This window comes from Sulfurospirillum diekertiae, assembly GCF_002162315.1.
Taxonomy (GTDB): domain Bacteria; phylum Campylobacterota; class Campylobacteria; order Campylobacterales; family Sulfurospirillaceae; genus Sulfurospirillum.
This window is the reverse complement of the sequence record NZ_CP021416.1, coordinates 1264394-1287791: the sequence shown is the minus strand read 5'-3', so window position 1 is coordinate 1287791 and position 23398 is coordinate 1264394. Positions and strand designations below refer to the sequence as shown.

26 protein-coding genes are annotated in these 23398 nt (G+C 37.3%); 12 read left to right on the top strand and 14 right to left on the bottom strand.

What is annotated here, in order from left to right:
* The first annotated feature begins 271 nt into the window (after positions 1–271).
* Positions 272–2257, top strand: a complete 1986-nt coding sequence (locus tag Sdiek1_RS06570) for a methyl-accepting chemotaxis protein (RefSeq protein ID WP_238099216.1) — start codon at positions 272–274, stop codon at positions 2255–2257.
* Between the two features lie 267 nt (positions 2258–2524).
* On the opposite strand, the gene Sdiek1_RS06565 is transcribed toward Sdiek1_RS06570, so the two are convergent.
* From Sdiek1_RS06565 to Sdiek1_RS06540, 5 genes are all read right to left on the bottom strand, one after another.
* Positions 2525–3316, bottom strand: a complete 792-nt coding sequence (locus tag Sdiek1_RS06565; RefSeq protein WP_087438450.1) for a DUF5677 domain-containing protein — start codon at positions 3314–3316, stop codon at positions 2525–2527.
* Positions 3317–3320: 4 nt separating this feature from the next.
* Positions 3321–4076, bottom strand: coding sequence for a hypothetical protein (locus Sdiek1_RS06560; protein ID WP_087438449.1), 756 nt, complete (start codon positions 4074–4076; stop codon positions 3321–3323).
* An 848-nt stretch (positions 4077–4924) separates the two neighbouring features.
* Positions 4925–5722 carry an alpha/beta fold hydrolase gene (locus Sdiek1_RS06550; protein ID WP_087438447.1) on the bottom strand — a complete coding sequence of 266 codons (798 nt, stop codon included), beginning with the start codon at positions 5720–5722 and terminating at the stop codon, positions 4925–4927.
* Positions 5723–5864: 142 nt separating this feature from the next.
* Positions 5865–6356 carry an AraC family transcriptional regulator gene (locus Sdiek1_RS06545; protein WP_087438446.1) on the bottom strand — a complete coding sequence of 164 codons (492 nt, stop codon included), beginning with the start codon at positions 6354–6356 and terminating at the stop codon, positions 5865–5867.
* A gap of 34 nt (positions 6357–6390) precedes the next feature.
* On the bottom strand, positions 6391–6744 hold the full coding sequence (locus tag Sdiek1_RS06540) for a helix-turn-helix domain-containing protein (RefSeq protein WP_087438445.1): 354 nt from the start codon (positions 6742–6744) through the stop codon (positions 6391–6393).
* Between the two features lie 284 nt (positions 6745–7028).
* Here Sdiek1_RS06540 and Sdiek1_RS06535 point away from each other — a divergent pair, with 284 nt between their 5' ends.
* Together Sdiek1_RS06535 and Sdiek1_RS06530 are read left to right on the top strand one after the other, a co-directional pair.
* Entirely contained in the window at positions 7029–7883 is an 855-nt protein-coding gene (locus Sdiek1_RS06535) for a D-amino-acid transaminase (protein ID WP_087438444.1), read from the top strand.
* 112 nt (positions 7884–7995) lie between these two features.
* On the top strand, positions 7996–9144 hold the full coding sequence (locus Sdiek1_RS06530) for a GGDEF domain-containing protein (protein WP_087438443.1): 1149 nt from the start codon (positions 7996–7998) through the stop codon (positions 9142–9144).
* On the opposite strand, the gene Sdiek1_RS06525 is transcribed toward Sdiek1_RS06530, so the two are convergent.
* Genes Sdiek1_RS06525 through Sdiek1_RS15730 form a run of 3 tightly spaced genes read right to left on the bottom strand, consistent with a single transcriptional unit; the run spans position 9141 to position 10593 of the window.
* A complete protein-coding gene (locus tag Sdiek1_RS06525) occupies positions 9141–9665 on the bottom strand; it encodes a hypothetical protein (RefSeq protein ID WP_087438442.1) in 525 nt (174 codons plus the stop codon). The two genes, Sdiek1_RS06530 and Sdiek1_RS06525, sit on opposite strands and share 4 nt — an antisense overlap.
* Positions 9666–9713: 48 nt before the next feature.
* A complete protein-coding gene (locus tag Sdiek1_RS06520) occupies positions 9714–10439 on the bottom strand; it encodes a DMT family transporter (protein WP_238099214.1) in 726 nt (241 codons plus the stop codon).
* Positions 10390–10593 carry a multidrug resistance efflux transporter family protein gene (locus tag Sdiek1_RS15730; RefSeq protein WP_501207408.1) on the bottom strand — a complete coding sequence of 68 codons (204 nt, stop codon included), beginning with the start codon at positions 10591–10593 and terminating at the stop codon, positions 10390–10392. Before Sdiek1_RS15730 ends, Sdiek1_RS06520 begins: the two co-directional genes overlap by 50 nt.
* Before the next feature lie 210 nt (positions 10594–10803).
* Here Sdiek1_RS15730 and Sdiek1_RS06515 point away from each other — a divergent pair, with 210 nt between their 5' ends.
* From Sdiek1_RS06515 to Sdiek1_RS06485, 7 genes are all read left to right on the top strand, one after another.
* On the top strand, positions 10804–11406 hold the full coding sequence (locus tag Sdiek1_RS06515; RefSeq protein WP_087438441.1) for a Crp/Fnr family transcriptional regulator: 603 nt from the start codon (positions 10804–10806) through the stop codon (positions 11404–11406).
* 53 nt (positions 11407–11459) lie between these two features.
* A complete protein-coding gene (locus Sdiek1_RS06510) occupies positions 11460–12335 on the top strand; it encodes a DMT family transporter (RefSeq protein ID WP_087438440.1) in 876 nt (291 codons plus the stop codon).
* Between the two features lie 99 nt (positions 12336–12434).
* Positions 12435–13349: an alpha/beta fold hydrolase gene (locus Sdiek1_RS06505; protein ID WP_087438439.1), complete on the top strand. Its 915-nt coding sequence runs from the start codon at positions 12435–12437 to the stop codon at positions 13347–13349.
* 114 nt (positions 13350–13463) lie between these two features.
* Positions 13464–14654, top strand: coding sequence for an APC family permease (locus tag Sdiek1_RS06500; protein ID WP_087438438.1), 1191 nt, complete (start codon positions 13464–13466; stop codon positions 14652–14654).
* A 146-nt stretch (positions 14655–14800) separates the two neighbouring features.
* Entirely contained in the window at positions 14801–15841 is a 1041-nt protein-coding gene (locus tag Sdiek1_RS06495) for a substrate-binding domain-containing protein (protein WP_087438437.1), read from the top strand.
* A 24-nt stretch (positions 15842–15865) separates the two neighbouring features.
* On the top strand, positions 15866–16681 hold the full coding sequence (locus Sdiek1_RS06490; protein ID WP_087438436.1) for a hypothetical protein: 816 nt from the start codon (positions 15866–15868) through the stop codon (positions 16679–16681).
* 195 nt (positions 16682–16876) lie between these two features.
* Positions 16877–17350 (top strand): hypothetical protein, encoded by a 474-nt coding sequence (locus Sdiek1_RS06485; protein ID WP_087438435.1) that lies wholly within the window; start codon positions 16877–16879, stop codon positions 17348–17350.
* A 15-nt stretch (positions 17351–17365) separates the two neighbouring features.
* Here the strand turns inward: Sdiek1_RS06485 and Sdiek1_RS06480 are convergent, their stop codons facing one another.
* The 6 genes from Sdiek1_RS06480 to Sdiek1_RS06450 all read right to left on the bottom strand — a co-directional run bounded on the left by Sdiek1_RS06480 (position 17366) and on the right by Sdiek1_RS06450 (position 21779).
* Positions 17366–18172: a PhzF family phenazine biosynthesis protein gene (locus Sdiek1_RS06480; RefSeq protein ID WP_238099212.1), complete on the bottom strand. Its 807-nt coding sequence runs from the start codon at positions 18170–18172 to the stop codon at positions 17366–17368.
* A gap of 387 nt (positions 18173–18559) precedes the next feature.
* Positions 18560–19711 (bottom strand): hypothetical protein, encoded by a 1152-nt coding sequence (locus Sdiek1_RS06470; RefSeq protein ID WP_087438433.1) that lies wholly within the window; start codon positions 19709–19711, stop codon positions 18560–18562.
* A 48-nt stretch (positions 19712–19759) separates the two neighbouring features.
* Entirely contained in the window at positions 19760–20062 is a 303-nt protein-coding gene (locus tag Sdiek1_RS06465; RefSeq protein WP_087438432.1) for a hypothetical protein, read from the bottom strand.
* 3 nt (positions 20063–20065) lie between these two features.
* A complete protein-coding gene (locus Sdiek1_RS06460; RefSeq protein WP_087438431.1) occupies positions 20066–20338 on the bottom strand; it encodes a DUF4258 domain-containing protein in 273 nt (90 codons plus the stop codon).
* Positions 20339–20385: 47 nt separating this feature from the next.
* The gene (locus Sdiek1_RS06455) at positions 20386–20889 is read right to left on the bottom strand and encodes a M48 metallopeptidase family protein (protein ID WP_087438430.1); all 504 of its coding nucleotides are present in this window, start codon (positions 20887–20889) and stop codon (positions 20386–20388) included.
* A 2-nt stretch (positions 20890–20891) separates the two neighbouring features.
* The gene (locus tag Sdiek1_RS06450) at positions 20892–21779 is read right to left on the bottom strand and encodes a CHAD domain-containing protein (protein WP_087438429.1); all 888 of its coding nucleotides are present in this window, start codon (positions 21777–21779) and stop codon (positions 20892–20894) included.
* 218 nt (positions 21780–21997) lie between these two features.
* Here Sdiek1_RS06450 and Sdiek1_RS06445 point away from each other — a divergent pair, with 218 nt between their 5' ends.
* Positions 21998–23158: a MotA/TolQ/ExbB proton channel family protein gene (locus Sdiek1_RS06445; protein ID WP_087438428.1), complete on the top strand. Its 1161-nt coding sequence runs from the start codon at positions 21998–22000 to the stop codon at positions 23156–23158.
* Complete coding sequence (locus Sdiek1_RS15170; protein ID WP_238099210.1) at positions 23158–23397, top strand: hypothetical protein; 240 nt, start codon at positions 23158–23160, stop codon at positions 23395–23397. The genes Sdiek1_RS06445 and Sdiek1_RS15170 overlap by 1 nt, the downstream gene beginning before the upstream one ends.
* Position 23398 lies beyond the last annotated feature (1 nt).

Genomic DNA, 23398 nt, shown 5'->3' with positions numbered 1-23398 from the left:
TCAGTGCCCTATATTATGGACGAATAAAATCATTGACTTTGAATCAATTTTTATCTAGAATAGATTAACTAATTGCATATTTTTATATACAATTAACAACAAAGGGGGTGCGTGATGATATTTAAGTCGATTCAAACTAAAATTGTTTTGATAGCTGGTCTTTGCTTGGTTTCAGCAGCGATTCTATTGGTGGGGTATGGGTTGTATTCATCTAAAAAGCACACAAGATGTCGTATCCTCGGAGGTTTCTTCTTTATTGACGGAACTCAACATGGAGAGACTGCAAAATTTAGCTGGTGAGCAAAGTGGTACCATTCAGTCCGAATTGGAATTGGCTTTGGATGCTGCGCGTACGATGGCTAACACCTTTGAAGTGAGTAAACTTAAACCCAAAGATGGTAAAGAAGCTCTGAACATTGGCCGCGATCAGCTCAATGCTGTGCTTCTTAATGTATTAAAACACAACAAGGGCTTTAATGGTACCTACTCCTGTTGGGAGCCAAATGCCATCGATGGCACTGATGAAAACTTCCGTGTGAACAAAGACGGTAACAATCCAACTACAGGGCGTTTTACCCCTTATTGGACGCGTGATGATAAAGGCAACATTGCCGTTCAACCGTTAGTCGAGTACGACACCTACGACAAGCATCCTAACGGTGTTCTTAAAGGCGGCTGGTATATAACTCCACGTGAGCAGAATAAAGAGAGTGTCCTTGGACCTTTGCCTTACATCGTACAAGGTAAGCAAGTATTCCTAGCAACGATGTCTGTGCCAATTAATGTCAATGGTAAATTTTATGGTGTTGCCGGTGCGGATTATAACTTAGATTTTGTTCAGCAACTTGCTAAAAAAGTTGATGCTGAATTGTTTAAAGCGCATGGACAAGTCTCCATCATTGCAGACAATGGTCTTTTGGTAGCCCAAAGCGAGAATCCTTCCATGATCGGAGGTCATTTCAAACAAGTGATGCCTAAAGGTTGGGAAAAAATGTACGAAGCGATTCAAGCGGGTAAGGCGTTAGTTCGTATCAACGATGATAGTGGAATGATAGAAACGGTTGCCCCAATCCAGCTTGGACAAACGGGCAAACCTTGGGCAGTTTTGATTCAAGTACCACGGGACATTATCTTGGCGAAAGCGTTGGAGCTTGATAAAAATATGAGCGATCGACTTTACAGCAACGCTTCAATGCAAGTTGTCGCTGGTTTTATCGTTGCATTACTGGCTATTATTGCTATCTATTTCCTTACCACCAGTATGATTGCCAAACCTCTTTTAAGCCTTAAAGAAACTGCTCATGATTTGGCAACGGGTGATGGTGATTTAACCAAAAAATTAGCCATTAAAAATCAAGATGAAATTGGTGATGCTTCCCATGAGATTAACCAATTTATCGATAAAGTTCACTCAACCATCAAATTAGCAAAAGAGACCAGTTCTGAAAATGCATCGATTGCGCATGAGCTCTTAGCGACAACCCTGCAAGTGGGCAAACGCGTGGAAGACTCTTCAATCATCATTTCTCAAGCCACACACATGTCAAGCGAGACCAAACAAGAAATTGTCTCTTCCGTCAATGAAGCAAAAGCTTCAAAAGAAGAGATTGTTAAGGCAAATAATGAACTCCAAAGTGCTCGTAAATTCCTTCAAAAACTGGGACAGAGTGTTCAAGAGAGCGCGCAAACAGAGCAAGAACTTGCACAAAAAATCCAACAACTTAGCTCTGATGCCGACCAAGTTAAAAATGTTCTTACCGTCATCAGCGATATTGCTGATCAAACAAACCTTCTAGCACTCAATGCTGCCATCGAAGCTGCACGTGCAGGAGAGCATGGAAGAGGCTTTGCAGTCGTTGCCGATGAAGTACGCAACTTAGCAGAGCGCACCCAAAAAAGTTTGGTTGAAATCAACGTAACCATTAATGTCATTGTTCAAGCTATCACGGATAGCTCAGAGAGAATGAATGTTAATTCAACACAAATCCAAGAATTAAACACGCTCGCGGGGGATGTGGAAAGCAAACTGGATAACACTGTTTCTATGATGAATGTTGCAACCAAACTCAATGAAAAAACGGTTAACGACTATATCCAAACAGGTGAAAAAATCGATACCATCGTTTCCAAAATCGAAGAGATCAATACGTTAGCAACGCAAAATACCAGAAGTGTGGAAGAAATCGCAGGGGCGAGTGAGCATCTCAATGAACTCACCACCCAACTCAACGCTATCCTCAATCAATTTAGAACATAAGTTAAAGCCCTATTTTAGGGCTTTAATCACTTGATTTTCGTGCCACGTAATCCATCAGTTTTGTTGAAAAAAAGCGTTTAAGCCATGTGCCATTCGGCACTGGCTACTTTTTAAATTTTTCACTTTACATGTAAAGATTTAATTGCTTAATTTCATTAAAGTAGCCTGTCACCTTTTTTTCTTCACCTTTTTTCTTTTAGGCTACTTTTTCTTGACATGTAAAAGATTTATTGTCTAGTTTCATTAAAATAGCTCGTCGCTTTTTTTTTAGACATTGCCTTCATTATAAACCTTTTCGATATTTTCAAGATACCAATCAATCGGCAGTTGAATATCGATTGAGAGTTCAAATTTTTTGTCGAATGATTCAAAAGACTTGCTCAAATACTTTGATGATCTAAAAACATAATCTTCTGATAAAGGTACGTCATGGATGACAGGTACTTTATGATACTTATGTAATGGATTTGTACACTGTTTTAGGTTGAAAACACTTATATGTTGCCACATATTGTGGGCAACTGCACTAAAAGGTTCATATGCAAATTTATATAACGACTCGCAATCAGCTTCTTGTGCCATTACTCTAGTATTGGAGCCTGACCAGCTTCCTAAATTAACTTCTGTAAGAAAAGGGTAACGTTGCGCTTCTATCCACTTTTCTTTGAAATCTATAAGACTTTGTATATCAGCATCTTCTTCTAACTCATTTTTTAAGTGTTCAACTAATTTTTTTTCTTGGCCAAGTCCATATAAGATATATTGCTTTGCACGCTTTTCAAAGTCTTCAGATAGAATCCAAGCAAGTGTAATATGTGCATCTGTCATACTGCGAAGAATTAGTGGTGCGATATGTGGATTCCAGATCATAGGATTCTGAGCTAGTTGAATACTGAGTGTTGCTTGTCGGGCTAGTAAACCACCTATCACCTCGTAGACTTCTGCATCATAAAGATTAAGGGGTATTTTCACCCATCGTTCATCCAAACTTCTTTGTACAAGCTCGCTATAAGATTCCATGAATTGCGTTATCTTTTTTGTATATTCTTGATCAGTCATACATTTATCTTTCAAATTCACATTTATCTAATTTGTAGCTTTGGTTCCAAAAAGACGTTGCCCAACTAGAATCATGTTTGGTGAATTCAAACATATACTCAGATTTGACACTATTGCGAACGAAACCAGCTGCTTTATTTGCTTCATCTGAATGAGGGTCATCTATCAAAGCGTTGAAATCTGGTATATCCATTCCCATTGGAAAAGAAATTTTCCCATCTAAAACCCTGGTATAAAATACATTCAGTTGAGCGACAACACTTGGAGTATCATATCTATCAAATAAACGGTCGATAGAAGTTTTCAATTTTTCCAAAAGCTCTTTCTCTTCCGATATACTCAAATCAACTTTTTTATTCAGAAATGAAAATGGTGAATCATCATAAAAATAAACTAGGGGAGCAAGTAGTTCACTAACGTCCAAATAAAGTTCATTTTTAATTAACTTTTGTACAAATTTTTCTTTCTCATGGTCTGCTAACTTTCTTAGATTACTTGCAAGAGAAAAATTAATGTAATTTTCTGACGTATAAGAATCAGACGCAGATTTGATAAATGCCCTGATAATATCAATGCCTTTGTGGTAACCAAGTTCATCATGAATCAGACCCATCCAGATAATTTCTGGCAATAATTCTTCTATATAGTTTGTTTCCTGGAGAGGAACGGAGTACATCATTGGGGGTATAAGCTTCTTTCCAACTTTTTTGTGGTCTTCTAAAATTTTCTTATTTTTTGCCACTTTTTGTTCCTCAAACATTTATGTCTAACGCCTTGTTGAGCACTTTAGACGATTAATCGTCTTCGCGTGGTGAGGCGACTTAACGTTTTCTACCCTAACCGCTTTGCCACAAACTCTAACACCCAGTCAAAAATCATATCTCTTTAATCTTTAAAAGCAAAATAGAAAATGACCCAAACTTCTTTTTCAACGCTTTACATGTAAAGAAATATCTATTGCTTACTTATTGCACAGATGGCTAAGAAACCTTTTGATACAATTACGTATTAACTTTGGGGTCAGGGCTTGACTTTTAACTTTTGTATTCTAAGCCGATTTGACACAAACGCGAACACCCATCCAAAAACAATATCTCTTTAATCTTTAAAAGCAGAATAGAAAATGAACTAAACTTCTTATTCAACGCTTTACATGTAAAGAAAAAGGCATTGCCTACTTATTGCACAGATGGCTAAGAAACCTTTTGATACAATTACGTATTATTTTTTTGGAGTCTGTCATCATAAATGGGGACAGGCTACTTTTCCATATATGGACAAAAGTTTAAAGTTTATCTCTGACCCTTTTTTTCTTATTTTATTGCCGCTTAATATCGTCTTGGGAGTTGAGTTGTTGCTATCTTTTTATGGGTTGTACTTAGGGGATAGAGATACTTCAAGACACTGTTTGGAATGTAGCAATGCGTATAAAGTCAAAAATTCACTTTTGAACTCTATTTTTCTATTTTTTCATCTAATAAATTTGGTAGAGAATTAAAAATTTACTCTCTACCTTTGCAATTTTTAGCATTTCACTTGACTATTTTTCTTTTGTTTTAAACTTTTATTATTTTGACAATTTTATTTTTAATCAAAAAAATTTTTTTACTATTTTGTAAAAACTTTTTCGGTTGCTTCAGTGGCAGGTTCATGCCCACACTCTTGAATTAATGCTAACTCAGACTCAGCGATGCCTTCATGTAGTCTATGACTTAAATGAACAGGAGTAATTTCATCTTCTGTTGATTGAATAATTAAAATAGGCAACTGAACTAATAGATGTAAAATATTATCTAGAGGTTCATCTCCATTGGACCATGAGTCAATTATAGAAGCAACACTCTGACCATCTTGTACGCTTAACCGCCAAGCAAACAATTCATCAACAGCTTCAGGTGTCACATATTTTTCTTTATTATAAAAGACAGCGGATAGTAATTTTTGAGTCTCTTCTTTATTACTTGGATTGAGCATTTTTAAGCCACCTGGTGTATGTCCGTCAGAATTTTTAGGTAAAGCTACACCATAACCAGCGTTAGATAAGATTAAACCACTATAACTTTTTGGTGAACGAGATGCCATTAACCCTGCAATATGACCGCCCATTGATTGTCCTACAAGAATGGGATTTTTCAGCTGAAGAATTTTTATAAACTCTTCCATAACATCTGCCAATGTTGAAGGCTTTATTTTGATATTAGGTTTAGAGGATAAGCCAAAACCCAAATGATCGGGAGCAATTACATGCCAACCATCGTTAGCTAAAAGTTTTAAAATAGGTTCCCAATTAGCGCCTTGTGTACCCAAGCCATGCATTAATAAAATACAGCGAGAACCGCTTCCCATTTCAAGGAAACTAATGTCTTGACCATATACTGTTGCAGTATGTCTAGTTAGATTGTTCATAATCTTTCTCCAATAATATATTACTTACTTAAATTAATGTAACAAAAATAAAAGTAAGTGATGTCAGTATATAGATTAATTATTTTTAAATATAGTACATTTGTGTGAATATAATCAATCATATGTGCTATTTTAAATGTGCTTATGATATCAATTGTATAGGCATATAAAAATCAACTTCTAAAATTTCATTCTTTAAAAGATTTTTTGGATTTTTATATTCTACATAAGCGGGAAAGTTTCTTACTTCATACTTTGAATTAAATAGCCATTTTATGTAAGCAATATGCATAAGTTGATAAAGTTCCAAATGATTACATGTAAAGTTAAATTTCGCAAATTTTCCTTCACTTATAACACATTTCCCAACTTTGCCACTTCTAAATACATTTGCATCTGTTTGAATACACGCTAAATATCTTGTTTTATTGTGTATAGTAAAAGAAGGATGATTAAGGAAAAGTCCTATATACCTACGTTCTTTTTGTAATATTCCTCGCGTATCACACCATTCATTCATATAATTCCAAACTTCACTCATATCATTTTCATAACCATAAACTCTCATGTATACCATTGGAACTTTTTCTTCATTAACAATAGTTGGTACTCCTATGTCAAATTCTTCATGCATTTTAATATTTTTTAAAGATTGGAAGTTATTTTTGTCATAACCGCTGTCTCTCCATTGTTTTGGCGTAATACCAAACTTTTTTTTTGAAAGCTACACCAAATCCTGTTGCTGTTGCGAATCCAGAGTCTATAACTACATCTTGAATGGTTTTATGTTGATTATAAATAAGTAAATTTGCTGCTCTTTCTAATCGGGTATTTTTTATATAATCATTTATATTTTCGCCCATTAATTCTTTGAAAATTCTGTGAAAATGAAAAACTGAATACCCACTGACCATCGCTAATTTTTTTGCAGTAATTGTTGTAGCCAAATTTTCATAAATATATGTTAGTGCTAAATTGATCTGTTCATAATGCAGTTTATTTGTCTCTAATTTTTTCGGCAATATAACTCCTTTTGGAAAATTGATCGTAATGTTATATACAGAGATAAAGGGGTTACGAAAACACGAAAATTTAAAATTTAAGAGGGCTAAACTTTTAACTTTTCTACCCTAACCCGATTTGACATAAACGCCAATACCCATCAAAAATAATATCGCTTTCATCTTTAAAAGCAAGCTCTATCTTTTCCAATTTCTTCCATGTAAAAGCATTTTTGCCTACTTATTGCACACCCGCCTAAGAAACCTTTTGATACAATGTCGTATTATTTTTTTTGGAGTCTGTAATGAGCAGTATTGTTTTTCTAAACGGAGATTTTTGTAAAGAGGAAGATGCGAAAGTATCTATTTTTGATCGTGGGTATCTTTTTGGCGATGGTATCTACGAAGTGGTACCTGTTATTAATGGTAAAGTCATTGATAAAGAGCCTTTCTTTGAGCGTTTTGAAGGCAGCATGAGCAAAATTGGTCTTAAAGCACCTTTCTGCAAAACAGAGATTATTACCATCTTGGATACGTTAATTGCGAAAAACGAGATCGTTGAAGGTGGCATCTATATGCAAGTCACACGCGGTGTCGCACCTCGTGAATTTTATTTCCCTGAAAATACCCCAACAACGTTTATGGCGTTTACCTTTAAAAAAGAGATCATTCACCATCCTCTTGCAGAAAAGGGCATCAAAGTTGTCAGTTGTGAAGATATTAGGTGGAAAAGACGTGATATCAAATCAATCTCACTTTTAGGTCAAGTTTTAGCGAAAGAAGAAGTCCACCACAAAGGTGCGTTTGAAGGTTGGATGGTTGAAGATGGTTTTGTAACAGAAGGAACATCTTCTGCGGCGTTTATCATTAAAAATGGCGTCATTATTACACGTCCACTTTCTCATGCTATTTTGCCAAGTATTCGTCGTAAAGTGTTGATGGAACTTACGCATACACATGGTATTAAAGTCGAAGAGCGTCTCTTCAGCATTGAAGAAGCACTCAATGCCGATGAAGCGTTTATGGCAAGTGCGACGGTTTTCCTTCTTCCGATCATCGAGATTGATGGTAAGCCTATTGGTAGTGGAAAACCTGGTGAAATGGTTAAAAAACTTCGCGCACTTTACGTTGAAGCAGCGCTCAAAGAAGCAAACGCGTAATTCAGTACCACGAGGCACTGCAACTTTTGCAGTGCCTCATTTTGCTTTACATGTAAAAAGTGGCCTTCTTTCCTGCATTTTAGAATGTACATTTTAAGGAACAAGAACTATTATGATTACACTTGCCAAAAATATTCAGTATTTTGTTGATATTATCGTTTCCAAATCATTGTGTCAGGATAAAACAGAACTTTCAAGACTCAATCATTATGTTTGGATTACCCTTTTAATGGCACCCGTAGCCTTGGGAACAAGTGCTTACAATGCTTATATCCACAATTTTACATTGTCTTTTTTGGTGATTCTCTTTTCCACTCATCTCATTGGATCGTTAGTATTTATTCCTAAGATGAAAGAGACATTTTTAATCTATCATATTTCCAACTTACTCTATGCCTTTTTAATTCTATATATGATTTTCAATGCTACCGATACAGATAATTCTCGCATTCTTTGGGCATATGTTTATCCTATTGGAACAATCTTTTTATTTGGCAATCGTCTTGGTTTTTTGTACAGTTGTTTTCTTTTGGGCATGATCATTCTACTGTTTGGCATTGTCCCCGAAATTCATACAACGTATAGCACTCCTTTTCAAGTGCGTTTTAGTGTTACCTATATGACCGTTGCATTTATTAGTAGTTGGGTTGAGTATCATCGTTCGCGTTATCAAAAAGAGTCCATGAAAAGCCACAAAGCACTCTTTTTAGAGCAAATGAATCTCAAAGAAGAGATAGAACAACGTATTGAATTGGAAAAAGAACTGCAATACCTCGCCCAAACCGATACCTTAACAGGTCTTCATAACCGTCGGTATTTCCTTGAAGTAGCCGAACAAGAGTTTACACGTGCTGTACGTTACAACGGTTCTATCTGTTTTGCTGTTCTTGATGTTGACCAGTTTAAGAGTATTAACGACACATTAGGACACCCTATAGGTGATGCTGTGTTAAAAACGCTTGCCAAGCACTGTTTGAAAAGTTTGCGCGAAACAGACATTATGGCTCGTATTGGCGGTGAAGAGTTTGCCTTTTTACTTTTACATGTAAACGAAGAGCAAGCTAGAGCTAAGATGGAAACCTTGCGCAAAGAGCTGAGCAGTCTTGAAATACCTTATGATGAAGGCAAAATTCTCAATTTCACGGTTAGCATTGGTTTAGCAATGTGTACACCTGAAATCAAAAGACTTGATGAACTTTACATCAAAGCTGATGCAAAGCTCTATGAAGCAAAAGATGCGGGACGTAATTGTGTTCGTTAATGTAAAGATTGTTTAGCAAAATTGTCTTTTTTGCTCGCACCATTAATGTCATAACCATAACGGTTGTATCCACCGATAAAGATTTTTTGTGCAGGATCGAAGCTTTCAGAACATGCTTCTTTGTCATATTTCACAACAAATTTTTTCTCATTTTCTTCAACGCTTAAATAGTATTCAACCCCTTTATCGACCATTGCAATTTTAGAAAAATCTTTACATTGCTTTTTCAAATCATCTGGCAAAGTATGGTATTTGTTTAACTCAGCAAGAATTTGTTTGTACTGAGTTGTTTTTGAATGAAAAAAGACCTTATTTTGCTCGGCATGGACGTTAGTCACAACAAGGGACAGATCTTTTTGCGTAAAAGTATGCGGTAAACTAGGTGCTAAATTTTGAGCCATAAAGGTTGCATACATCTCAGGAGTAATGTTAAATGGCAATGCCATCTTAGGAGTCTCAGCGTACACACACACCCCTAAAGCTAAACCTAAAATCAAACATGCTTTTTTAAGCGTTTTCATTCCAAAAATCCTTCTATATTTTGTAGTATTGTAACGCATTATTATGAATCAATCGTGAACCGCGCACTCTTTTTTTTGAAAATAGATAAAAAATCCAAGCCCAATAAAAACTAAAATAATCCCTAACCATGCTTGCGCATTGGGTAGTGCTGTACCTAAAAAAAGCATCTCACCTAAAAGGGCGAAGATTACCTCACTGGATTGAGTTGCATCGACAGCAGCAAGTTCACTGGACGTATGCGCCTGATGGCGTGCCAGTAAAAAAAGCGTGGTCGCCACTAACCCTGAAAGAAGTGCCACTAAAGAAGTATTGAGCACTTGTCCCATGGAAGGCATTGGTGGATCAATAAAAAGAACCAAGAGAATCCAAAAAGGCAACGAACCTAAAGAGAGAAGCAAGACTTTGTTAAAAGCATTCTCCAACAAAGGTGAATCAATTTTAGGAAAATGTTTATGCCCATGTTTGGACTCCCAAACAAGCTGATTACCAAACGGATAACAAAACGCCGCAATCAATACAGGAAAAGCGCCTTTTGCAAACTCCGCAAAGTGAAAGGTCGTAATATGCGATGTGTTAATAAGCCCTACGCCTACCACAACAATCGTTGAAAACACCCAAATTCTCTTAGGAAACACCCTACCAAAAAACATAAGAACAAACAACGAAGCAATAATGGTTAACTGCCAAGTTGCCGCAATGACCCAACCAGGCGCATAATCGGCACTAAAACACAAAAGTGCGTAAAAACACCCAAAGCCAATACTGCCTGCCACCGTCCAAAAAAAACCAATGTTCCACATACAGTATAAAAAGGGCTACAACTGTTTTACGACCCTGAAAAAGGCGAATAACAATGAGTAAAAACAGTATCATAAAAACATAACGCAAGGATGCTGACCAGACCCAATGACCTCCTTCTAAACTCATCAGACGATTGAGTACAAAAGTTGAGCTAAAAAAAAAGACCCGATACCAAACCAAGAGCGATCAATGCTGCCATATATCTTTCCTACATATTCTAACTAATACACCATTATACCCTTACTTACGCCAAAGCAGTGGTTGAAAAATAGGCTTTTGCACTTTACATGTAACCTAAAATTGATTATGATAGAATTGTTTTTACAAGGAGAAAGAATGGAGAATGAGACGCCCTATTATGAACAATTTTATGAAGTCCTAAACCGTTATACAGCCATTAGTGATGATGAATTTGAACTCTTCAAACCCTACCTCAAACTCAGATGTATACCAAAAGGAGAGTTACTTCAAGACAACTACACGCCTGCACATGCAATCTATTTTATTTGCAAAGGATTGTTGCGTACCTACTATCTTCATGAACAAAGCACGATCTACACCAAAAACCTTTTTATGGAAAACTACTTTTCTGCCTCTGTTGTTTCGCTTTTAAGTGGTGAAAATTCGTACTTGTGTATTCAAGCATTAGAACCAAGCACCATCATCGAAATTAATTATGAAGGCTATCGTCACCTTATCGAGACACATGATGCTTTTAAGAATTTTTACATCCGATACATCGAACAAAACTGGATCATTGAAAAAGAAAAAAATGAAATTTCTCTCATCATCGACAATGCAACCATACGCTATCAAAACTTCCTCAAAAAATACCCTGACATTGAGCAAAGAGTTTCACAACATCACATCGCAAGTCATCTTGGCATTACCCCTACACAACTAAGCCGCATTCGTAAAAGCCTCAACCTATGTAAATGACAATCCCCCATAAATCCGCTACGATAACGTTCTAGATTTATCAAAGGATTTTAATGTCAAACGAATTTAAAGCTCACGTTATGGTACTTCTTGCGACATTTTTGGTCGCAGGTTCCTTTATTCTCTCCAAAAAACTCGCAGGTATTGTTCACCCTATTTCGCTGACCCTGCTTCGTTTTACGATTGCAACCTTTGTCCTTGCACCCTTCGTTCTCTTTCATGCGAAAAAACGCGCTCTCATTTTTTCAACGTTTCCAAGAGCTATGCTCATCAGCTTCTTTTATGTGCTCTATTTTCTTCTTTTTTTCAAGGCTTTGGAGTACACTGATGCCCTGAGTACCGGTACACTTTACACACTTGTTCCCCTTGTTACCGCTATTTTGTGCATCTTTTTCTTTCGTGACCGCATCCCTTTAAAACAACTTTTTATCTACATCTGCGGTATCATCGGTACGCTTATTGTCGTTTTCAAAGGTGACATACAACTCCTGTTACGCTTTTCACTCGGTCAAGGCGAATTTATCTTTTTGGGTGCTGTTGTGAGCATGGCGCTTTACTCTATATTTATGAAGATCGTCCATAAAAAAGAGGATGATATGAGCGTGCTTGTTTTGATGACGCTTTTAAGCGGAACATTGTGGCTTTTGGGTGCCAAAATGCTCTGGAATATCCCTTTAGAATGGCAAAACCTTAGTATAAAAGACCTAAGTTATCTGCTCTACCTTTCCATCATTGCGACGTTTATTACGGCATATCTGTACCAACGCGGTACGGTTCTTATTGGTCCCAAAAAAGTCATGGCGTATATCTATCTTAGTCCTGCAAGCATCGCGTTACTCCTTTATTTTTTTGAAGGTGCAACACTTTCAACTGAAGTGTGTGTCGGCATTGTCATTTCTACTATTGCAACATTTTTATTGTTAAAATGAAACACAAAAGTATCTTTTTAGCGTTACATGTAAAGATTTTAAAGCATAATTTCTCATCATGTGATAAAATATCACATATTACAATGGTGGAGAGAGGCAATGGCTATAACGGATTATTTCAAAGGGTTTGAGCGAAAAATGATCGACGTGGGTGATGATGTCCAGATCAACACACTCATTGGTGGCAAGGGTGAAGAGGTCATTTTACTGCTGCATGGGCATCCAGAGAGTTACCTTATCTGGCGAGACATTGCTCCTGAGCTTGCCCAAAAATACACCGTTGTCGCAACTGACCTTAGAGGATACGGCGATAGCTCCAAACCCAAAGGCTTACCTGACCACTCCAACTACTCTAAACGTGTGATGGCACAAGACCAAGTCACGGTTATGGAAAAATTGGGCTTTTCAAAGTTCCACATCGTGGGGCATGATCGAGGAGCGCGAGTATGTCACCGTCTCATGCTTGACCACCCACAAAAGGTACTCACCTGTTCCATGATGGACATCCTCCCTACCTTAGATATGTACGAACAGACCAACTGCGAGTTTGCAACCAAATACTGGCACTGGTTCTTCTACATCCAAGCGTACGACTTTCCTGAGCGTTTTTTAGGAGCTGATCCTGAGTATTTTATCCGCAATAACCTGCTTAAAAAAGCCACCCCTGAGGCACAAAAAAACTTTCCTGAAGATGTGTTACAAGAGTACATTCGCCATTACAGTAATCCCGCAACGGTGCATGGCATTAGCGAAGATTATAGAGCTTCAGCGGGGATCGACTTGGAGCATGACAAAATCGACAGACCTTTTACCATCAAAACGCCCCTCCTCGTTCTTTGGGGAGCTAACGGTGTCGTTGGAAATATTTGGAATGTTTTAGAGGGCTGGCAAAAATATGCCTCGGATGTCCAAGGTTTTGGAGTGCAAGATTGCGGGCATTTTGTACCAGAGGAGAAGCCAAAGGTTGTTTTAGAAGCGTTATTGAAATTTTTAGACATGAAAAAAGCCCTGTAAACATTGATGAATGTCTTCTACAAAGAGCTTCTTTATCTTTGAATCATCTAAGAAAGGAGAAGTTTAAAGCCAGATGGTGATAGACTTCTTGCCTATTTTATTCAAAGTAACGTTATGAAAAAGCAACTCAATACATTAACCCTTTCTGGACTCATGATAGGTCCAATTTTAGGCTCAGGTATCATCCTTTTACCTCCTATTGTTTATGACCTTACGGGCAATCTTTCCATACTTGTTTGGCTCGTTATTTTAGCATTAGGCTTCGCTTTTGCTTTGGTTCTTGGAAATTTGAGCATAAAATTCCCAGGTGATGAAGGGGTTACAAATGCGGTACAAGCTGCATTTAGCACAAAACTCAAATACCTCACCTCCTACTATCTCATCAGTGCAGTCTTTTTTGGTCCTGTCGCTGTCTATCTCATAGGAGCTCATTTTCTCCAACCACTTTTGGGGTTCGACACCAACACGCTTGCTTTCACAATGTTAGTGTTTACATTTTTTGCCTTGCTTCGCCCTGTTCATTTTTTAGGAACACTTTCTCTGATTGTAACGACGATTATTGGTATTATTTTAAGCCTTGGTAGTCTGGCTATTTTATTAGGACATGAGACTTCTTTTTCACTTAATGCACCTTTGAATATTTCGATTATTTCAAAAGCCTTATTGCTTGCATTCTGGGCCATTGTTGGATGGGAAGTTGTAGGTAATTACTCTAAAGAAGTAAAAGAGCCTGAGCACATGATCCCAAAGGCTGTGAAGATCAGTGCTGTTATTATTTCTGCTATCTACCTATTAGTCGTATGTGCCATCCAATTTGCCTCTTTAGATCATGCCAACGCTATCACAGCGCTTATTTACCCTTTATTTGGAACATCGAGTGATTTAGTCATTGGTATTTTAGCGATGCTTCTTTGTTTGAGTACGGTTTTGCTTTTTCTTGGTGGTGTTTCAAGACTCATTAGCGGGCTTACCGCCCAATCAAAAGGCGTATTAGCTCTTTTAAATCGTCGTCTTAAAAATGACGTCCCAATAGGTGCAACTCTTTTTTTATGTTCAGTCAATGCCATCGTTTTAGGCTTGGTTGATTTGAAAATCTTTACGACGGAAGACCTCGTTGCATTAGCCGATGGATTTTTTATCTCCAATGCAACCATTGCACTCCTAGCCGCTTATAAACTCGCAACCACAAACATTCTCCGCTATACAGCACTTTTATTGTCGATACTGTTTGGATGTATGCTCTTGACCTCTCATTGGATTGTGCTTTGCATTATCGCCGTATTGGCATGGAAAGTTTTACGATAATATCACACTCAAAACACTTTTACATGTAAACCTCATGCATAGGCTTAGGACACTATTAGCCATCATGGAATTAAAGGTTATTGTAATCTACGCGTAACAAATCACACCTATAATGGCATTTTAAATTTCGGCAATGGAGTTCTAAAATGACCATCAAATCATATACCATGGTGCTTTTCTGTGTTGCTTCTTTAAGCGTGTCTGCAGTTGCTAGAGATCAAATCAAAATTGTGGGATCTTCCACCGTCTACCCTTTTACAAGTTATGTGGCTAAAGATTTTCATATTAAAACAAACCATCCCATCCCAGATGTTCAGTCAACAGGAACAGGCGGCGGCATGAAACTTTTTTGTGCGGGGGTGGGTCTTGATACACCTGATCTTACCGATGCTTCACGCCCTATGAAACTAAATGAATACGAAACCTGTGTTAAAAATGGTGTCACAGACATCACTGGTATGAAAGTGGGATTTGATGGCATTGCCTTTGCGCAATCAAAAGGTAATGCTGAAATTTCATTAACACGCGAACAGATCTTTTTAGCCCTTGCAGAAGAAGTTCCAAGCAAAGATGGTACGTCTCTCATTAAAAACCCTTATAAAACATGGAATGAAATCGACTCCAAACTTCCTAACAGAAAAATTACAGTTTATGGACCACCAACCACTTCTGGCACACGAGACTCTTTTGAAGAGATGGTTATGGAGCATGCTTCAGAGCATTTTGAAGCATACGGAGCACAAAAAGGTAAGTACAAAGCCATTCGCCAAGACGATGTTTATGTTCCAGCAGCAGAAGATGATGAGTTAGTGGTGCGAGCGCTCACGAGAGATGTGGAGGCTTTTGGTATTTTTGGGTACAGCTACCTTGAAGAAAATGGTAAAAAGATCAATGGTACATTGATTGATGCTGTTTCACCAAACTTTGAAACCATCTCTTCTGGTAAATACCCTCTTTCAAGAGGTCTTTATATTTACATTAAAAATGCACACAGAAATCAAGTCAGTGGGATGGATGCCTTTTTGAAATTTTACATGCATGAAAAAATGGTTGGCAATCAAGGAGCTTTACGAAAAATCGGTTTAGTTCCTATGCACAGCGATGAATACAAAGAAGTTCAAAAAGTGGTATTGGCGAAAACCAAATTGAGCGAAGAAATGGTTAAGAAAAATACCATTCTTCCATAAATGATCGACAGGATGGTACATTTTATGAAACGCTTTTCACCTTTTCATATTATTATAATATTGAGCCTTATGGTAACGATTGTGTTGGCTGTTCAGTTTGGTGGCGTATTGCACTTATCTACAAACTCATCCCAAGTCCTCTCACAAACCTCCAATGTTGTTGAGCCCACCTTAATGAGGCTGCGCCTTGATGTCAAAGAGTATCTTATGGTTCAAGATAAAAAGTATATTTTGGATTTTGAACAAGAGACAAAACGGTTTTTATCACTTCTTGATTCTTTAGAAAGCGTTTCCAAAGATTCAACCGTATCGGAGAAGATCAAAGCATTGCGTGCAGATATGCAAAGTTTTGATACCTTATTCAAAAAGATTGTAAGCTTAGAAGCCGAAAATACAAAAATAGAAAGCACCGTGTTTAACCAATACAATACCCTTTTGGAAGAACACCCCAATCATATTTTGTTTCAAGCGTTTACAGACAATGATCCCGTGAGCGGAAACAGTGCCGCACACCTTTTAGATGCTTCCTTAAAATACAAATTGGCAGTTGCTTCCTATAGCCTCAATAACAATCAATTTTTTCTCATCCGATCCAATGAGCTAAAAGAGGAAGTTCAAAAACATGCCAATAAAATTGAGATGCTTGTGGATAATAAAGAGAGTTTAAAACGCATCAAATCCTTTAAAGAAGCCTTTGGTCTTTATAACCAAGGATTTGAGCATTTAACGAAAAATATTCAAACCAAACATGCAACAGTTTCAAGTGCTTTTGAAGAGGTTGTCCCACGCATGATGAATAATTCACAAGCACTTGTTTTCACACTTGAAAAAGACATATAACCTCAGATCAAATGACAATGTCAAAAAATTATCTGAAGTAAAAAGTCTAAATGTTAAAACACGTATATAGAGGCATTTGAAGTGCCTCCACTCTTTTACATGTAAAACTTCTGCCGACTTCGTTTAAGTCTCATAAGCCTATAATGAAAACTACTTCCACCCCTTACTAAAACACTCGCTTTCTAAGGAGCTTCCGTGCAAAAACTATTTACCTATTTACTTAACTCCATCCACCTATTTGCCGCTTTAATTCTCATTGTGATGTCTCTGCTCATTATGGGCTGGGCGGTTTATGAAGTCATCGCAAGTATTCCACTCAAAGGCGAGTTCATCCCCAGAATGCTTCAGTCTGTTGGTGCTATCGTTATTTCCGCCGCGATTATTGATGTGGCGCAATATATGATCGAAGAAGAAGTTTTTATGAACAAAGAACTTCGTGACCCAAGAGAAGCCAGACGTACACTCACGAAAATCATCGTTATTATTACAATCGCCGTGAGTATCGAAGGATTAGTCTATATCTTCAAGGCGGGAACAGAGAACATGGCGCTTTTAATCTACCCAGCTTGGTTACTTTTTGTCTCCGCTGTTTTGATCGTTTCACTTGGTGTCTACCAAAAATTAAGCGCTACGATTGAGCAAGAAGAAAAGTCCAAAATCAAAGTCTAATCTTTACATATAAAGCTAACATGGGATGCTAATACTGCCTTCCAAATACGCTTTACATGCACCAGAGATAAAAATGCGCTCTTCACTCACACGACAGTACAGTACGCCTGAACGCGCAGAGGCTTGTAAAGCAATAAGGTCATTTTTGCCCAAGCGCTTCGCCCAAAATGGTGCAAGCCCTGCGTGGATAGAGCCTGTTACGGGGTCTTCGACACCGCCATTGGCAGGCCAAAAGTAGCGTGATGCAAAGTCATACGCTTTGCTTGGAGCGGTAACAACCACGTCCAAAGGAGCAAGGGTTTTGAGCTTTTCAAGATCGGGCACAACATTTTTAATATCGTCCTCGCTTGCATACACCGCAAAGTAAGCTTGTTGGTTTTTGTGAAATTCAAGCGGTGATATGGAAAGCCCCGTTTGAAGTGCTTCTGGAATAGTGCTTAGTTTCTCAGGCGCACGATTAGGAAAACTCATCTCGATAAGTCCATCTTCACGCTCATTGACTTCGATGGTATTAACCGCTTTTGCCCAAAAACGAATCGTACCTTTTTCACCAAGATGGTTAAAAACGACATACGCACTCGCCAACGTCGCATGCCCACAAAAGTCGATCTCTTTGAGCGGAGAGAACCAACGAATCTCATACACACCTGCATCATTTCGCACAAAAAAGGCTGTCTCAGAAAGGTTATTTTCAGAGGCAATGCTTTGCATGACGCTTTCTGGTAGCCAACGATCCAGAGGCACAACAGCGGCTTGATTTCCTTTGAAAAGTTCTTTGGTAAAGGCATCGATGATGTAGATGGGGAGTTGGATTTGGAGCATTATTGTGTCCTATTCTATAAATTATTTTTGTATATTATGATATAAAATCGTCATCTGAGTTATCATACTTTTTATGGGTTCAACCTCCCTAATTGTGATAAGAGTTGCGCATGTTGAAATAATAGTTAAAAAAAGCATTACAATAGTCATTTTACGCATACTTTTTTGTAAACGCATATTGGTTTCAGCAACATTATCAGAAGAAATGGTTGTACTGATTTGTCGCGTAGCATTGGCTGTTTCTTTTTAATATTTTTTTCATTTTCGATTAACAAATCAATACGATGTATCATTGATTCTCTTATATTGCTAAATAAATTTCCTCTATTAAAACGGCTCTGTTCACATTGTTGAAATTCATATATATTATGCATATAAATACCTGTATTATTGCAGTAGTTTTTTTAATTCAATCATAAAAGGAATGATGTTCTTTTGTGATTTGAGAACTTGATGGTCTAATTTTGTCATAGTTTTAATGGACTGATGAAGATTATTCATATCCATTTTTCCATATAAATCTCTTAAATCAGTTATTTTATAAATATAGGAATCCAATAATTCACTCAAAACCCATGTTCCAAGATTATCATCTAAATATTGGAAATAGTTTACAACACGTGCTTCTTTAGTTTCTCCATAATGCTCAATATCTTCATTCTGTAATATGTGATGAATATTTCCTGTTAAAAGTAAACTTCGACGAATAGCATTTTTGTCTTTTGTAAATTGTAAATAAAGTCCTTCTAATTTGTCACTAATCCAAACTTCCCATCGACTTTTTATGTCAAGAATAGCCATATAATTGTGTAATGATTGGTTATGAACAAAAGGTGTATCTTTCTCTAATGTAAGAAACATACAAACGGGATGTTCATCTTTAATTGCATCAGAAGCATACAACCCTGCAAAATTTTCTTTTAGCCACGTAGAACAAATGCTATTGAGATACTCTTTATTTAAATCAACGGCATCTTTCTTTTGATGTTCAACACCAATGATTCTATATCCACGTTTATGCTTTTTGGTATATGTTTTATAAGACTTTCGCAGAGGTTCGTCCAATATATTTGCCAAATCATCTTCGAAATTAAATTGGCAGATCAACATGGTTGTACTTGGAATGGCTTGAAAGATAGATGCACGAATATAACTCACACCTTTGGGTAAATTAGCCTTCCTTGGGCTTATCCAATGGCGTTTATCAGATTTATCAACAATTACGCCAAGGTTTAACCACCCACTACTACCTACACGATGGCGCATTTCAAGTAATGTATCTTGGAAATCATCTAATGAATCGATTTTTTCATCTAACCATCCAAGCCTATCTATACTTTCATAAAAATTGCCTATATATTCTGGTGGAAAAACTTCAAAAGCCCAAATACAGGGTATTCTTATTTTTTCATCGCTTGGTGGCGTGGTTTCTAAATTATCTTTTGGATCTTTTTCATTATGAAAATATTCCATGTCAATATCGTGGTTATTTTCTTGAACTTGATTAGAATGAATTAATTTTTCAAATATCGATTTCATATTACTTAAAATAGTATTTCCTTACATGTAAAGATATAGATTAGCTTTTCAAATCTCCAACTTAACTTTCCCCACCGTATAATTATGCACCAAAGCGCTGATAATATTTTGATACGAAATGCCTGTTTCTTGGGCTTTGGCTTTGATAAATTCAATGTCCGCAGTGCCTAGCTTGATGGTGATTTGTTTTTTGTCCATGCGTTGTTGTTTGCGTGTCTCTTTCGCCGAATTTTCAAGTAACGCTTTGGTTGCTTTGAATTCTGTTTTATCCAGAGCTTGCCATTCACCCGCTTCTAGGCTTTCCATCAATGCTTTTTCTTCTGCATCAAGTGGCAGTTGTTTTGTCTTCATGGATTACTCCTTGATTTTTTTCATTGCTTTGCGACTTGGAAATGCTGTTTTAAAAAAGATTTCGTCTTCGTTTTCAACAAAAGGAATGACCCATACATACTTGTTAAAAAGAACTTCGACCATTTTTTGATTGGGGTATTTTTCAGTATTTGGGTGCTTATAAATATTTAAAATACCACCCTCTTCTATCACTTGGAGTATCTCTTCAAAGCATATGCCTCGTTGTTCTTTTAAAAGCTGGTTCTTCGCTTCATCCCAAACTATCTTTTTTTTCATGCCATTTCCTCATAGCAAAATAATTATATCATAATTATAATATACATCTAATACAACTTCCCAAATAAATCCAAATGCGTCAGATAAAGCCTGACATCAAACTCTAACTGATGGTAGCTTGGCTCCATTTTTTCGCATAAGGCGTAAAAGGCTTTGTTGTGTTCTCTCTCTTTGAGGTGAGCGAGTTCGTGCACGCAGATCATTTTTAAAAAAGATTCAGGGGTGTTTTTAAACAGCGTTGCCACACGGATTTCGCTTTTACTTCTAAGGCGTCCTCCGTGGTTTTTAATGGTCACACGGTGCAAGCCTAATGCGTCGTTGATGTCGTTTATTCTACCATCGTAAAGCACTTTGGTGATGGGTTCACTTTTTCGAAGAAATTCTGTTCGTATCTCCATCACATAAGCATACAACGCCTTGTCACTTGTCAGATTGTGCGTGGTTGGGTACTTGGAAAGTAGGTACGCTCCTAGTTTTTCTACTTGGACAAGATGGCGAATCTGATCTTTAAGATATTCAGGATAATGAGCGATGTATTCTAAATCTGGCACAATTAAGACTCTTTACATGTAAAGATTTTTTCAAATTTTTCGTGCATGGTTTGAAGGGTATCCTTAGTCGATTTTTCGATGCAGACACGCTTATCATTGTCGATCTCTTCTTCTAAAAGCGCAATGACCTTTTGGAGTGCCACACTGTTGGCGCTATTATAACGTTTGATACGCTCAATCTGAGTGTTTTTGTCTTGCACTTTACCAAAAGCATTTTGAATCGGTTTAAAACTTTTGGCAAACTGTTTGAAAGATAAAGCATCACAGGTATAACGGAGTTTTTTATAGTGAAGTCTTAGTTTATGAAATTTCTCATTGGAAGATTTTATATCAAGCTTTTTGGAGAGTTTCGCAATCTTTTTGAGACGTTTTTCGATGATGGCTTTGATATGACGGAACAGTTTTTCTTCAGATTTTGGAAGGCAGAGTTTTTCATCGTTCTGTAACTGGGCTAGCTCTTCGATGATTTTAGCTTGAAGCTTAGGAGTAAATTTTGTTTCAAAACTACGATACGCCAACTCTTTTTCTGCCAAAAGCTGTGTTTGGAGATGTTCAACATCATCCCAATACTGAGCGGCAATCTTTTGCTTATAGGCATCAAGCGACTCTATAAAAACATCAAGATCACGCATTTCATTAGTCTCTTGTTGGAGAACTTTGAGCGTTTTATCAAGGACAAATTGACGTTTTTCGTCCATAAACTCGCTAAATTCCAAGCAAATAGAGCGTGCTGTGCGAATGTAAACACGGTACTGATGCAAACTTTCAGGATCCTTGGTTTGTAAAAAAGCCTTTAAATGCGTCGCAATATTTTCAATATTGTCATGAAGTGTGGTTTTAAGCAACTGCTTAATGCTGTGACGTTCTAAAAAATCTTTTTTGGAGGACATGAATGAACCTTAAAGAGGTTAAGGAAAGGCATTTGAAAAGTGATACACGATGCGGTATCTCTCTCACCACAGAGTTTATTAGTATGATAAATTGTAGTCTTTTAATATTAATCTCACGTTAATTATAAGCAATTTCAAGCACTTGTTAAGCATCTGTATAAAAAGAAGCGTTATAATAGTCTACGAAAGAAATTATAGATATTCTACAAAGGTTTTTTATGAACGAAGACATGAACGAAACACTCCAAAATCTCGCATCACTCGAAACACCACAACGTAGCTGTGCTTTTGTCTACATGAAGCTCATTTTACTTCCGACGTTAGCATATATCTACTTTTTACTGGGTTTCTTAGATATTCTTCATTTTAAAGTAGGTATCCATAGTATTATTCTCATCGGATTTATCTACATTGTTTCACTTATTTTTGCCAAACACAATGGCGAGCTTGGCGCTTGCACCTTTCTTCGCTACGCTAAAGAGTTTCAAACAGAACTTCACGAGTATGTTTCCAAAAACCTCATGCCTATTGGTAGTACGGTTAAGTCCAATGCGTCTTTTGAAAATTTCATCGATACCTATGCCAAACGCATTCGCAATGACAACTACGCCTCTGTCGCAGCTTCCATCTTCCCAACGATGGGAATTTTGGGTACGTTTATCTCCATCGCGTTAACGCTACCTAATTTTTCTTCGCAAACAGCAGGCGCTTTGGAAAATGAGATAACCCTTCTTTTAAGTGGCGTTGGTACAGCGTTTTACGTCTCCATCTACGGTATCTTGCTCTCTCTTTGGTGGATATTCTTTGAAAAAAGAGGACTCAGCCGTTTTGATAGAGAAGTCGCACTTATCCAAGAGTCAACGGCATCACTGTTTTGGTCAAAAGAAGAGATAGAACATGCGTATTTACAAGAGAATCTTCAACATTTTGATCGCATCGGAAGAATGTTTGAACACCTCAGTTCCAACGACTTTTTTGAGCGTTTGGGTAAAAACATTGAAGCAAAATTTGAGCTCTTTGATGAAATGCTTACCCTAGAAGCGGCTGCGGTTAAAAGAGGTGCTGAGCACATCAAAGACGGCATGGAAATGCTTGCAAAATCCCAAGAGAAACAGCGCGACTTAGTACAAGTTTACGATGACATGCTCACCAAACTTAGCCAATTCAATGAGAACACAACTACTTTACATGTAAAGATGGCAGAGAGCAATGAAGAGATGATAGCAACCAACCAAGAGATGCTCAGAGTCCTTAAAGCAACGAGTGTTGCACGCAATGAAGCACCTTCTAACGAAGAAGTCGAATCACTCAAAGAGAGCTTGAAGATCATTGATGCTGAAACGGAAGAGATTATCCAAAAAATGGATGCGTTAAAATAATGCGTTACAACCGATCTCAAAGCTCAGACCAAAACTTTTGGGTTTCATACGCTGACCTCATGGCAGGACTGTTGTTTGTTTTTATTTTGCTGATTGGCGCGATTGTCGTCAAATACATTTATGTACAGACAGACCTTAAAGGGATCAAAAATGATCTTGAAGAGCAAAAAAGAGTTTTACATCTTAGTCAAGAAGAGCTCTTGCAAAAAAAACAAGAATTTTTTAAGGTTACGTTCTGAC